This is a genomic window from Solibacillus sp. FSL W7-1472 (assembly GCF_037969775.1).
Taxonomy (GTDB): Bacteria; Bacillota; Bacilli; order Bacillales_A; family Planococcaceae; genus Solibacillus; species Solibacillus silvestris.
In genome coordinates, this window is the sequence record NZ_CP150208.1 from 2410455 (window position 1) to 2423679 (window position 13225).

At 39.3% G+C, this 13225-nt stretch carries 11 protein-coding genes, 2 pseudogenes and 1 riboswitch; of the genes and pseudogenes, 2 read left to right on the forward strand and 11 right to left on the reverse strand.

Annotated features, from left to right (window positions below; genetic code table 11):
• Positions 1-30 precede the first annotated feature (30 nt).
• Positions 31-807: a DUF2071 domain-containing protein gene (locus MKY07_RS11990; protein WP_339262364.1), complete on the forward strand. Its 777-nt coding sequence runs from the start codon at positions 31-33 to the stop codon at positions 805-807.
• Between the two features lie 73 nt (positions 808-880).
• On the opposite strand, the pseudogene MKY07_RS11995 reads toward MKY07_RS11990, so the two are convergent.
• The 4 genes and pseudogenes from MKY07_RS11995 to MKY07_RS12010 form a co-directional block, all read right to left on the reverse strand.
• A pseudogene (locus MKY07_RS11995) lies at positions 881-2017 on the reverse strand (hypothetical protein); the annotation flags it as partial.
• Positions 2018-2080: 63 nt separating this feature from the next.
• Positions 2081-2974 carry a restriction endonuclease gene (locus MKY07_RS12000; protein WP_339262366.1) on the reverse strand — a complete coding sequence of 298 codons (894 nt, stop codon included), beginning with the start codon at positions 2972-2974 and terminating at the stop codon, positions 2081-2083.
• A gap of 243 nt (positions 2975-3217) precedes the next feature.
• A pseudogene (locus tag MKY07_RS12005) lies at positions 3218-4648 on the reverse strand (vitamin B12-dependent ribonucleotide reductase); the annotation flags it as partial.
• A gap of 263 nt (positions 4649-4911) precedes the next feature.
• A complete protein-coding gene (locus tag MKY07_RS12010) occupies positions 4912-5691 on the reverse strand; it encodes a biotin/lipoate A/B protein ligase family protein (RefSeq protein ID WP_269764165.1) in 780 nt (259 codons plus the stop codon).
• A 153-nt stretch (positions 5692-5844) separates the two neighbouring features.
• On the opposite strand from MKY07_RS12010, the gene MKY07_RS12015 reads away from it, so the two are divergent.
• Entirely contained in the window at positions 5845-6228 is a 384-nt protein-coding gene (locus MKY07_RS12015; RefSeq protein ID WP_008404344.1) for a rhodanese-like domain-containing protein, read from the forward strand.
• Between the two features lie 172 nt (positions 6229-6400).
• On the opposite strand, the gene gcvPB is transcribed toward MKY07_RS12015, so the two are convergent.
• From gcvPB to comGC, 7 genes are all read right to left on the reverse strand, one after another.
• Positions 6401-7882, reverse strand: a complete 1482-nt coding sequence (gcvPB, locus tag MKY07_RS12020) for an aminomethyl-transferring glycine dehydrogenase subunit GcvPB (RefSeq protein WP_008404345.1) — start codon at positions 7880-7882, stop codon at positions 6401-6403.
• Complete coding sequence (gcvPA, locus tag MKY07_RS12025; RefSeq protein ID WP_339262367.1) at positions 7875-9221, reverse strand: aminomethyl-transferring glycine dehydrogenase subunit GcvPA; 1347 nt, start codon at positions 9219-9221, stop codon at positions 7875-7877. Before gcvPA ends, gcvPB begins: the two co-directional genes overlap by 8 nt.
• Before the next feature lie 59 nt (positions 9222-9280).
• On the reverse strand, positions 9281-10384 hold the full coding sequence (gene gcvT, locus MKY07_RS12030; RefSeq protein ID WP_339262369.1) for a glycine cleavage system aminomethyltransferase GcvT: 1104 nt from the start codon (positions 10382-10384) through the stop codon (positions 9281-9283).
• A 276-nt stretch (positions 10385-10660) separates the two neighbouring features.
• Positions 10661-10753: riboswitch (glycine riboswitch) on the reverse strand.
• A gap of 111 nt (positions 10754-10864) precedes the next feature.
• A complete protein-coding gene (locus MKY07_RS12035) occupies positions 10865-11392 on the reverse strand; it encodes a shikimate kinase (protein WP_014823434.1) in 528 nt (175 codons plus the stop codon).
• 309 nt (positions 11393-11701) lie between these two features.
• Entirely contained in the window at positions 11702-12157 is a 456-nt protein-coding gene (comGF, locus tag MKY07_RS12040) for a competence type IV pilus minor pilin ComGF (protein WP_339262372.1), read from the reverse strand.
• Positions 12154-12447: a type II secretion system protein gene (locus MKY07_RS12045; protein ID WP_014823433.1), complete on the reverse strand. Its 294-nt coding sequence runs from the start codon at positions 12445-12447 to the stop codon at positions 12154-12156. The genes comGF and MKY07_RS12045 overlap by 4 nt, the downstream gene beginning before the upstream one ends.
• Before the next feature lie 462 nt (positions 12448-12909).
• Positions 12910-13224, reverse strand: a complete 315-nt coding sequence (gene comGC / locus MKY07_RS12050; RefSeq protein ID WP_008404357.1) for a competence type IV pilus major pilin ComGC — start codon at positions 13222-13224, stop codon at positions 12910-12912.
• Position 13225 lies beyond the last annotated feature (1 nt).

A 13225-nucleotide genomic window follows, 5' to 3' on the forward strand; every position in this document is an offset into this window, starting at 1 on the left:
ATACGATAGATGTGAAAGAAGTGACTTGCTATGGAGGAACTCCCAAACATTCAAGAAAACAAATGGGATGACAGCCATCGTCCTTGGCCGCTGCCAAATTTACCTTGGGGAATGAAGCAAACATGGAGCGATCTGTTATTCGCCCATTATCCTGTGAAATACGAGGTTTTACGGAAGTTAGTTCCAGAATCGCTGGAAGTAGATACTTATGAAGGTGTGTGCTGGGTTGGGGTTGTCCCTTTTCGTATGTCAGGTGTGAGGTTTCGAGGGTTGCCGCCAATTCCCGGTACCGCTACATTTCCGGAACTAAATGTGCGCACCTATGTGACGATTGATGGAAAACCCGGCGTATACTTTTTCAGTTTGGATGCGGATAATTGGCCGGCTGTAAAAGGTGCCCGCACATTTTTCCATTTACCGTATCACTATGCAAAGATGGATATTAAAAACTTTGGTGATACAGTACTGTTTGAAAGCAAAAGGCGCAATCGATCAGACATTGTATTCGCGGGCAGCTATAAACCCGTTTCCGCACCATTTATTGCGGTAAAAGGCTCCTTTGAGGAATGGATGACCGAGCGTTACTGCTTCTACACATTAAATGCTTCAGATCTCCCGGTACGCTGTGATATTTTGCACCACCCTTGGATTTTACAAAAAGTAGAAGGCGAAATTACCCTTAATACAACGCTGTCCAAGCAAGGGATTATTGTGGAAAGTGATCAGCCGATCCTGCATTTTTCAAAAAAAATTGACGTTCGTGCATGGCCATTAGTACATCCTGCTACTGGACGACTGCATTTTTAAATAAAGGGAAGATCGTCAACTTTTCCGAAAAGCAAAAACGCAACCCATATTATATGAGTTGCGTTTTTTTATTTTATAAACCGCATTTCAGCTGTGCACCACAGTTTGTACATGTGTTACACCCGCCCATTTCTTCTACCGTACCTTGACGGCAAACCGGGCATGTATTGCCAACTTCCGAACCGATTGTCACGTCTGTATCTGTTAATGGTTTAATTGTATCCACTAGCACAACTTGACGCTTCACTTGGTCTTCTGATTGTTTTAATTCTTCAAATTCCAATTGCTCATCTGAATTTGCCTCTTCAGCTTTTAATGTTAATACTTGTGTGTCACGGGAACCGTCAACATACACCGTACCACCTTTTGCACCGCCGCGGTATAGACGCTCGTACACTTTTTGCACTTGCTCTACTCCATAGCCTTTTGGCGCATTTACTGTTTTGGAAATAGATGAATCAATCCAGTTTTGAATAATACATTGAACATCTGCATGGGCTTCCGCAGAAAGCTCCATTGAAGATTTGAACCAGTCCGGTAAGTTATTTTCATCCACACCCGGGTTGGCATCTAAATATTCTTTTACGATTTCAGCTTTTACTTCAATAAACTTCCCTAGACGACCTGAACGGTAGTAAGTGAAGCTGAAGTAAGGTTCAAGCCCTGTTGCAACTCCGACCATTGTACCTGTAGATCCAGTTGGCGCCACCGTCAATAAATGTGAATTACGAATACCATTTGCCACAATATTTTCGCGAATATGCTGTGGCATTTTTTTCATGAAGCCTGTGTTAATAAATGCTTCACGCAAACGTGCTGTTTCTGCTTCTGTCTGTCCTTCAAGGAATGGGAAGCTGCCGCGCTCTGTAGCCAGTTCAACCGACTCTTCATACGCTGCAACCGCAATTGTCTTGAAGATTTCATCGACTAGCGCATTACCTTCTTCAGAACCGTACTCTTTTTCACAGTAAATCAATAAATCAGCAAGGCCCATTACACCCAGCCCAACTCGACGTTCACCAAGTGCCTGCTTTTTGTTCTCTTCCAGGAAGTACGGTGTTGCATCGATAACATTATCCTGCATACGTACGCCAACTTTGACCGTTTTGCGCAATGCATCAAAATCAACTGTTTTCGTTTCTTTGTTTGCAAACTTCGCCAAGTTAACGGCAGCCAAGTTACAAACGGAATATGGTGCTAATGGTTGTTCCAAAATTTTGTTACCCCCTAGGCTTTTTATCCTAAGGTTCTTACACTTGTCATTCGTGCAAGTTCAGCATACATTTTCATTGCAAATACTCTTCATAAACTTAAGTAACTCTTTTCTACCGCAATCTTTTCCAAAAATAGCTTTAGAAATAATTCTTAAATCTTTAATCCCATATTTCAATTCAATTTCTCTTAGTAGTGGATCTATCGTTGGCTTAATTTTATTAAAAGGTGCTTTCTCAACGATTTCATTATTTTTAATTGTCCAGGCGATAACATACTTTTTAATTTCTTGATGCAATAATAACTGCTTGTTTATTGATGCTTCTGTTGCTAATTTAATCGCTACAGATCCTGAACATGTTCTACTGCAATATTTTTGTATTGATGTTTCAAGTGTAATAAATGGTTTGTTACAATGTAAGCATTCTCTTTCAACCCTTGGAACTTTAATAAATCCTTTTTTCATACCACTTTTTTTCAAACCTTCAATCATTTTCAGTTTTGAGATACTATCAGTTTCCCACAACAACTTGGTATGTGCACCAATCTTCTTCTTAGTAGAATCATTATGCTTCATCTGATAATGTCCATTTAAAGCTCCAAATGCAGCTTTATTAATAGTTGTATGATCTGAGTTAATCCATTCTGTAATGACTGAGTTAAGTGAAAAAGGTAAGGGTTTATACAGTTCTAAAAGTTCTTTATATGAGATTACATCAACATCGTAGCCATACTGTTCACTAATAGTTTTCAAGTCAGTTTTTGCCTGTTCAATTGCTTTTTTATTTCTCGATTTTATTTCCACTATTTTCTTTATTGAATTATTTGGATTTAAGATAAAAAAATCTGGTTTATAAAGTTTATATCCTAAATTAAATACTTGTATTTCAAATTCCCATTTAATTTTATAAAAATCAAGATACTTTGCATAAGCATATTCATAGGAACTTCTCAAATATACATTTTTATAAAATCCAGCATAGCCTCTATTAGCTTAACTTCACCTCATAAATATATTTGAGTCAAAGATTTAATTTAGTTGCAATGTCGCGGTCTCGTGGATAGATTATATTCTCAAATGATGAGGTTCACTATCTATGCGTTGCCCCTGACGAACATTTTACAATTCGTCTTCGGTTCGGATTAGCATTTCAGCCTTCCCGCTTCATCCCGCGATGTTTAACGTGAGGCGAACTCCACCACACGGATTTGTCGCAACAACTTTCTGACCGTACGCTTTTGCGTTTGTCATGTCGTTTGCGTTATCAATGAAGAAGATACCAGGTTCTGCCGCATATGTTGCGCAGACATTGATTAAATTCCAAAGTTCTTTTGCTTTGATTGTACGATACGTACGAACTGGATAACCAAGTTTCTCCCATTCGCGAACATCGCCAACTTCATGCCACTTTTCGTTGTAATCCAGCATTTGTGCCGGAGTGTAGTTTTCTACATCCGGGAAGCGTAATTCGAAGTCCTGATCGTTTTCTACAGCATCCATAAACTCTTTCGTTAATGTAACCGAAATGTTTGCACCTGTCAGGAAATCCGGATTATGGACTGAATACGTTCCGCCATCGCGTAGCTTCGTTTCAGCGTCACGAATAATCGCTTCGTTAAATCCGCCGAAACCTTCAATATTTTTATAGTTCACAATACCTTGATACATCGCATCTTCCTGCTGTGTTAAAGGCTTGAATTTTAATTTTTCTTTTGCTAGACGAATAATTGATTCATCTGCTGTATTCTCGATCAGATAACGCAGAATACGCGGATTTTGCATTTTGGAAATGATAAACTCCACAATATCCGGATGCCAATCTGCCAGCATAATCATTTGAGCGCCGCGTCTCGATCCACCTTGCTCAACAAGATGTGTCAGCTTGGCAATATCATCAAGCCAGCTTACTGATCCGCTAGATTTACCGTTTACACCGCGCGCCAATGTGTTACGCGGGCGAAGTGTCGAACCGTTCGTACCAACACCACCGCCGCGGCTCATAATTTCCATTACCTGCTTACGGTGATCACTGATGCCTTCACGCGAATCAGCGACAAATGGCATTACATAACAGTTGAAGAAAGTTACTTCTGTTTCCGAACCTGCCCCATAAATTACACGGCCTGCAGGGATAAAATTCATTGACACAAGCTCTTCATAAAACTTTCCGAACCATTCTTTGCGCTTTTCTTCTGTTTTCTCAACTGAAGCTAAGCCTGTTGCATTACGTTTTGCAATTTGCTCATAAAAAATTTCGAGCGGCTTTTCAATAATATCCAATGAGCGTTCAATAATACCCGTCTCTTGTTCTTCGCCTTCCAATACATGACGGTAATCTTCATCAATTTTAATAAGAGCGGTATTCTTTTCCGGATTAATCGAATGAATAATGCCAAGTCCACGCGCCGGGAATTTCGGATCTTGTTTCACTGTCAAAACAACAAAATCCCCTGTTTTTAATGTTTTCTTTTCCGTATCTTTAAAAGAATAACGGTCAATCATAACAAGACGTGATACACCTTTATGCGTAATTTGCATATCCGGTGTAATCGGGTGCACTTGAGGAAATTGCTCAATATCTTGATTTAATTGATTGACTTGGATGGATTGTTCTAAAACACTTGCCACCGCGTAAGCCCCCCTTTGGACGATTTAATAATTTTAAGATTCCCTTCACGAATGTAAACTAAACACATTTTATACCATATATTGTGCTTATTTCTTAAATACCATTCTATATGTTGGGTTATATAATTACACTTAAAAAAGATTACAATAAATCTTTTTTTCAAACAAGGGGTTGATTTTTTTTAGTTTTTGTTAAATCCACCTATACCAACGTTTCGGGTATAAAAATTTTTTTATAAAAAATCAAAACACACGTTCGTAATCTATTTTTTGAAATTCCATTCATCTGTTAAATATTTATTTTGCATTAATTGTTCTACATATTGTGTTTGCTGCTCCGTTAATTCATAAGGAATCAGTTCTATATCCAAAGCTATCTCAAACCCTTTAGAAAATGCATTCACACATTGCTCGATTGTAAATGGCGTATCGACAAACTGATTCATCGCAACGGCTTTCTCGGGTAATTTTTTCCGCATTTTTTCTTTAGCTTCGGCTGTAGCAAAATTAAACACTGAAAGCAGCAGCTCTTCGTTCAGGTCCAATAAAATGGCTCCATGCTGCAAAATTACGCCTTTTTGACGTGTTTGTGCACTGCCCGCTACTTTTTTTCCTTCAACTACTAGCTCATACCAGCTTGGTGCATCAAAACAAACCGCGCTTTTCGGTTTCTTTAAATCATCCAGTTGTTCTTTCGTCTCCGGCACACTAAAATAAGCGTCCAACCCTAATAGACGGAACCCTTGTAAAATTCCTTCGCTAATGACACGGTACGCCTCTGTAACAGTCTCAGGCATATTCGGGTAGCTCTCTGTCACAATCACTGAATATGTAAGCTCCTGGTCATGTAAAACAGCACGTCCGCCTGTAGGACGACGAATGAAACCTAAATTTTGCTTTTTTACGGCTTCTAAATTAATATCTTTATGTACTTGCTGAAAATAACCGATTGATAATGTTGCAGGATTCCACTCGTAAAAACGAATAACCGGCGGGATTTCCCCTTGGCTATGCCAATCTAGTAACGCTTCATCTAATGCCATGTTATAGGCTGGGCTGCATGGCCCCGAATTTATAAAATACCATTGTTTTTTCACAATTTCTCGCCTCCACCAATTCATTTTAACAAACTCGCTCGACTAACTCTAGTTCATCTCTTATAATAGTAAGTACAGAAAGAAAGGGGCAATATCGCAGTGACAATTTTATATACGATACTAATAATTTTAGTAGTCATCGTTGCTTACGTAGTAATCAACTCTATGCGCTTAAAAAAATCCGTTACAAATTTAACACAGGAGCAATTTATCGAAGGCTACCGTAAAGCCCAATTAATCGATTTACGCGAACCTAAAGAATTTGAAGCAGGACATATTTTAGGTGCACGAAACATTCCGATGACGCAACTTAATACACGTCATAAAGAAATCCGACCAGACCTGCCTGTATACCTTTACTGCCAAAACTCTGGCCGTAGTGCACGAGCAGCGCTGACATTAAAGAAAAAAGGCTATAGCCAACTGTATCAGTTACAAGGCGGATTCAAAACTTGGACAGGTAAAGTTAAATCGAAAAACTAATCTTAAAAGTTCTCTACAGTGTAGAGGGCTTTTTAATTTTCACTCACCGGCAGTATCGTTCATAATTGTCTGTTTTTCAGTAGTTTCTTCTATTATATACTGACACGTTAGAAGTCTAACCTTATTCAAAGAAAAAAGGCCAGAAAACAGCTCTGACCTTTTTTGTCACAATTTATGAAATTGTGACTTCTTCTTTTTTAGTATAACGTAACACCGGTGTACGGGCAGCACGTGTTTCGTCTAAACGGCTGATTACTGTAGTATGCGGTGCTTCTTGAACGATCGATGGGTTATCGATTGTTTCTTGAGCAATTTGAATCATTGCATCACAGAATGCATCCAATGTTTCTTTCGATTCTGTTTCTGTTGGCTCGATCATAATCCCCTCTTCCACGTTTAACGGGAAGTAAACTGTTGGTGGATGGTAGCCAAAGTCAAGAAGGCGTTTTGCGATATCCAATGTACGAACACCTAATTTTTTCTGACGACGACCTGATAACACGAATTCGTGCTTACAGTGACGGTCATACGGTAAATCAAAGTGCTCTTCCAAGCGGCGCATCATATAGTTTGCATTTAATACAGCATATTCTGTTACAGCCTTTAAGCCATCCGGACCCATTGAACGGATATACGTATATGCACGGACATTAATGCCGAAGTTTCCGTAGTATGGTTTCACACGACCGATTGATTGTGGACGGTTATAGTCGAAGTGGAACGTGCCATCTTCTTTTTTCACTAATACCGGCTTAGGCAGGAATGGAATTAAATCCGCTTTTACTCCTACAGGACCTGAACCCGGACCACCGCCACCATGTGGACCTGTAAATGTTTTGTGTAAGTTTAGGTGAACACAGTCAAAGCCCATATCGCCAGGACGTGCTTTACTCATAACAGCGTTTAAGTTTGCGCCGTCATAGTAAACCTTACCGCCGACACCATGCACGATTTCAGCCATTTCTAAAATGTTTTCTTCAAATAAACCTAAAGTGTTCGGGTTTGTCAGCATTAATGCTGCTGTATCCGGACCGACAACACGGCGTAAATCTTCAAGATCCACTAAGCCGTCATCACCTGATTTAATTGTGATTGTTTCAAAGCCTGCAACTGTAGCAGAAGCCGGGTTTGTACCGTGCGCCGAATCCGGTACGATTACTTTGTTACGGTGACCTTCACCATTTGCCTCATGGAATGCACGGATCATCATTAATGCTGTCCATTCCCCATGTGCGCCTGCTGCTGGCTGTAATGTTACTTCATCCATACCTGTAATTTCCTGAAGGGATGTTTGAAGATCATATAATAATTCCATTGCACCTTGTACTGTTGACTCATCCTGTAATGGGTGAACATTGGCAAAACCAGCGTAACGTGCAACCGTTTCATTGATTTTCGGATTGTATTTCATCGTACATGAACCAAGCGGGTAGAACCCTGAGTCTACACCATGGTTACGGCGTGAAAGTGCTGTATAGTGACGCATAATATCTAATTCTGCAACTTCCGGCAGTTCAGCCGCTTCTTGACGTACTAACTCTTTTGGAAGCAGTTCTTCAAGATCAAAATCAGGAACATCCAATGGCTCTAAATTGTAGCCGACACGACCTGGTTTTGTAATTTCGAAAATGAGTGATTGGTTTTCGTTATGCATTGTAAGCCCCCATTTCTGCAACTAATTGCTCGATTTCTTCTTTTGTACGGATTTCCGTAACAGCAATGAGTGCATGATTTTCTAATTCAGGATAAACACGACCTAAGTCAAAACCGCCGATAATGCCTTTTTCGATTAATGCTTTGTTTAGCTCTGTCACATTATAATTTGTCTTAACGACGATTTCGTTGAAGTGTGCGCCTTGATAAACAACTTCAAAACCAGCTGCTTCAAAGGCATTTTTAGCAAAGCGTGTCTTCACGATATTTTGTTTTGCCATTTCCTGCATACCTTGTTTGCCAAGAGCTGTCATTGCTACTGAAGAAGCAAGTGCAAGTAATGCCTGGTTAGAACAAATATTAGATGTCGCTTTGTCGCGACGGATGTGCTGCTCACGCGCTTGTAATGTTAATACATAACCACGGCGACCCTCTTGGTCTACTGTTTCCCCAACAAGACGGCCAGGTACTTTACGCATTAATTTATTCGTTACCGCGAAATAGCCACAGTGTGGACCACCGAACGCTTCAGCAATTCCGAATACTTGTGCATCCCCAACTGTAATATCGGCACCTAATTTTCCTGGAGGTGTTAATACGCCAAGAGCTAACGGGTTAGCAGATACGATAAACAATCCTTTTGCATCGTGTGTAATATCTGCAAGCGGCTGTAAGTTTTCAATTTGACCAAAGAAGTTTGGATATTGAACAATAACACCGGCTGTTTGATCATCGATTAAGCCTTTTAATGCTTCGATGTCTGTCACACCGTCTTTTGCAGGAATAGTAACAACTTCAATTGATTGTCCTGTTGCATACATTTTCACAACATCGTGATATTCTGGATGGACAGTTCCTGAAACGAGTAATTTACCGCGACGTGTATGGCCTGCAGCAAGCATACCTGCTTCTGCCAATGCCGTACCGCCATCGTACATAGAAGAGTTTGCAATATCCATACCTGTCAGTTCCGCAATCATCGTTTGGAATTCAAAAATAGCTTGAAGTTCACCTTGAGAAATTTCCGGCTGATAAGGTGTGTAGGCTGTATAAAACTCTGAACGCGAAATAACGTGATCGACAATTACCGGTTTATAGTGATTGTAGACTCCTGCACCTAAAAATGAGACATTACTTGCTGTATCTTTATTTTTTGAAGCAAGTTGTGCCAGTTCTTTCATTAAAGCGGCTTCAGACTTTGCAGGTTTAATATTGTAGCTTCCTTGGAAGCGAACTTTTTCAGGAATATCCTCGAAAAGTTCATCAATTGTCGCAACCCCGATACGGTCTAACATTTCTTGTTTATCTTGTTCCGTCATTGGTAAATAACGATGTTTCATTGTTAACCCTCTTTTCAAAAGTTTTATCCCGCAATTAACGGGTAGATTGAAGTTTCACTTTATTTTGCACGCTTGTAAAATGGTGTTTCTACTACAACTGCTTTTGCTCTATTTTTTCGTACTTCGATTTCTAATTCAGTACCAACTTCCGTGAATTTTGCGTCAATTAAAGCTAAACCGATATTGCGCTTTGTCATTGGTGACTGAGTTCCTGTAGTTACAAAACCAATCTCTTCACCATCTTTAAATACTTTATAGCCATGACGGGGAATACCTTTATCAATCATTTCGATACCTACTGATTTACGTGTTAGGCCATGTTCTTTTTGGTCAATTAATGCTTGCTGACCGATAAACTGCGGATCTTTCGCCAATTTCACGGCAAAGCCAATCCCTGCTTCAAGTGGTGAAATTTCTTTTGAAATCTCTTGGCCATATAATGGCAGGCAAGCTTCAAAGCGAAGTGTATCACGAGCGCCTAAACCGGCTGCTACTACACCTTGGTCTTTTCCTGCTTCCAAAATTTTGTTCCACAAGTCAACAATCGCTGCTGGAGCTCCGTAAATTTCAAATCCGTCTTCTCCCGTATAACCTGAGCGCGAGACAAGAACCGAATGTCCGCCTACTTCTACATTGTCCTGGAATTTAAAATATTTGATTGCCGTTAAGTCTGTTGCTGTTAATGTTTGCAGAACTTCCTGAGATAAAGGTCCTTGCAAAGCGATTTGAGCGTAGTCATCTGACAAATTTGCCACTTTGACATCCCCTTCGACATGCTGCTGTAACCATTCGAAGTCCTTTTCAATATTCGCTGCATTGACACATAGTAAATAGCGATTATCTTCCAAACGGTATGTCAGTAAATCGTCAACAACACCGCCATCTTCATAGCAAAGTGCACTATATTGCGCGCCGCCAATTGCAATTTTCGAAATATCATTGGAAAGCATCTTTTGTAAATAAACAAGTGCATCCGGGCCTTCTACAATAATTTCCCCCATATGGGATACATCAAAAAGTCCTGCGCGGTTACGTACCGCATCATGCTCCTCTTTGATTGAAGAAAATTGTACTGGTAACTCCCAGCCGCCAAAATCAACTGTTTTTCCACCATACTTTGCATATTCGTCAAAAAGTGGTGTGCGCTTTAATTCATTTGTCATGTTCATTTCCTCCTTTAATTATGTAAGTTCGTTTTGCAATGCAAAGGGGAAAGCAACATTACACCTATCAAAAGTGTAAATCTATCTTTTTATTAGAATCATCAGAATATTAAAAGCCGATTTATCCACAAAAAAAAGACAGACGAATCCCCTTTAGCGAGATTCTCTGTCCTGGCACCTGAAAGTTACACCTGAATTTGATCCTCTATCACAATTTAGGCTTTCCCCTTTGGTGGCTGTTTGTAACAATAGCTATTACAGCACTCTCCAGAGTTGCGTCCAATACGAGTCTTTTTGCCTGAGAGATTCATAGCTTAGCTATTTGCTCCTTCGGCGACGTGACATCACGTTCTCTCCCCGTATCATCATCCGCGTTAGATTATTTACTTCATGTTATTGCTCTTCTTAGCAATATCCTAACATTGAATATAATGCAAACGCAATCTTTTTTTATTTTTATTCAAAATACGAACATTAAGTTTAATTATCATAAAATCGTTCGCCTTTAAGACGTTTCACTTGAAACCCGATGTACTCGACAATTTGTCTTAATGTTCTTCCGGCTGTGAGTACTTGTATATGGCCAGCTAGTCGATAACTCCTTCTGCGTTGGTGATACAGATTTTCCAATTCCTGTTCCGATGACGATTGAACAATGGGACGGTTTTTATCATTCCGAATCCGCATATAAATATCTTCAAATTTTGCATCAAGAAAAAATACGAGCCCTGTCTGGCGCATAATTCTCCTGTTTTCTTCATTGACGGCTACCCCACCGCCTGTAGCGATAATGCATGCTTCATCACGAAAATTCTTTAAAAATTCCGTCTCGATTTTTCGGAAGTGTGCTTCGCCGTATTTCTCAAAAATTTCAGGAATTGTCATACCCTGCTGACGTACAATTTCGTGATCCATATCGTAATACGGCATTTTCAAGAAAAAACTTAAACGTCTACCAATCGCACTTTTTCCGCAACCCATAAATCCTACTAAATAAATTTTACGCATGCTGTTCACCTTCTTCTAATTACGGACTACTTAATCAATTACACCTCTACCTATTCTTTCGTTTCCATTTTGCGTTTTAACACAAATATTTTTGTATCAAACAAAACCGCATGATGTGACATTTTTTCGACTTTGCAAAAAGAAGTCGAACTTTAAGGTAAATTTAGTATATTTATCGTAGCACGAACGTAAATAGATTCCAATGAATTATATACTTTTATTTGCGCAAAATATGCATTTGTATAGAAAACAGCAGCACCAGAAACGATGAACAATAAAAATACAGCCAGTAAAAATAATGCACCCTTCTCATTCTGGAGGCATTGGCAATACGAGATCTCTTTCTCGCTTTGTTCCATTTTTCATCACTACCCTCATATTCACTTCATTTTCAACAATCGTCAGTTCCCATTCCTTAACAAAAGGCAGCATAATCTCATTTCCCCCTTTATTCGACCTTTTACGCAAATGCTCTTCTGATTTATCAAAGACAAACAACCGCTCCTCGGGATCATTTATCATCTCCAGTTGCAGCATATTAGAATTGAGTACCCTACCAGATGCGGAATTCATATTGTATTGGTGAAGATCATAAACGAACAATTCCCAGTTCACCTCATCTTTCATCTTCTCAAGCTGTTGAAGATCCCGAACCCATATGAGGATCAGCAGGCTAATTGCGGTAAAAAGCACAAACACGGTTAACTGAAACAAGCTTTCCAGTAGTGTAAACCCCCGCTCACTTAATGTTTGCTTGAAATTCATACACAAAGTTCCTCATCTTTTTCATTGTTGTCATAACGGACGCATACTCGGTGTCCGTCGTAATTCCATTGAAACTGCATGCCATCAATTTGTTGTGTACCGGCTGATTGACCATACCTTTTATACTTCATCGCTCCTATATAAGCCACTTCCGCTGCATGGGCTTGTATTTTTTGTATGGCAATTTGCTGTTTCATATTAAACGTGAGCGGTATCATTGTCGACGAGAGGAAAAATAAAATGACGACTGCTAATAGTGTTTCTACAAGAGTTAGTCCTTCCTGGTTCATTAAAAACCTCCTTTTCCAAAATTCTGGCTTTCCCGATATTAATAGAATATTGATAGCTTTTATTCTCAAAATGATATGTCAGTCGTCCAAACGCCTGGACATTTCCTCTTGTATTAAATATCAGCCGGTTATTCGGAGTAGTTAAATACATATCTAGTGGCCGCGCTATTCTTTGATCGAAAACAATAGTAGAAGTATTGCGCTCTCTTACTTGAATCCGGTGACAATTAATAATTTCAAAGCTATGGTAGGTTCCGGTCTCAATGGATAGTAATTGTGTCATGCGTATTAACATCTCGTTTTGGCTCATCACTTGTTTTTCTGTATAATCCATTAACGGCTTTTGTGAAAAATACAGAATCGCTGAATTGACGACTAAAAAAATAAAGAGAACGATAAGCATTTCCAGTAGTGTAAAACCTTTTTCATCTGTTATCTGTGATTTAATTTTCTGCATCATCGTTACGTTTCGCTGTTCGCCGGTCCAACGACTTTTCCGTCCACAATTTTAATTTCAGTATTATCCGGACATCTTAAATCTTCTTCCACAATATAATCCTCTTCAATTAGATCTGTGACCGAAGACGGATATTCATTATGATTTAGTTTATATGCCTCTACCTGTCCTTGAAGCATCAAAATATAAGCATCACACCCTTTTTCATCAATTGATGCAAAGTGCTTTGAAACGTTTGGAATTGTGACTAATATTAAAATGGAGATGATTAATAAAACAACAAGCATTTCTACTAGCGTAAATCCTTTTTCATTCTTCATC

Bases quoted from the DNA above. Each gene is read 5' to 3' on its own strand.
- MKY07_RS11990 (WP_339262364.1), top strand. From the start codon at position 31: ATGGAGGAACTCCCAAACATTCAAGAAAACAAATGGGATGACAGCCAT.
- MKY07_RS12010 (WP_269764165.1), bottom strand. From the start codon at position 5,691: ATGGCATTAGATGAAGCGTTACTAGATTGGCATAGCCAAGGGGAAATC.
- gcvPB (WP_008404345.1), bottom strand. From the start codon at position 7,882: ATGCATAACGAAAACCAATCACTCATTTTCGAAATTACAAAACCAGGT.
- gcvPA (WP_339262367.1), bottom strand. From the start codon at position 9,221: ATGAAACATCGTTATTTACCAATGACGGAACAAGATAAACAAGAAATG.
- gcvT (WP_339262369.1), bottom strand. From the start codon at position 10,384: ATGACAAATGAATTAAAGCGCACACCACTTTTTGACGAATATGCAAAG.
- MKY07_RS12035 (WP_014823434.1), bottom strand. From the start codon at position 11,392: ATGCGTAAAATTTATTTAGTAGGATTTATGGGTTGCGGAAAAAGTGCG.
- comGF (WP_339262372.1), bottom strand. From the start codon at position 12,157: ATGAATTTCAAGCAAACATTAAGTGAGCGGGGGTTTACACTACTGGAA.
- MKY07_RS12045 (WP_014823433.1), bottom strand. From the start codon at position 12,447: ATGAACCAGGAAGGACTAACTCTTGTAGAAACACTATTAGCAGTCGTC.
- comGC (WP_008404357.1), bottom strand. From the start codon at position 13,224: ATGAAGAATGAAAAAGGATTTACGCTAGTAGAAATGCTTGTTGTTTTA.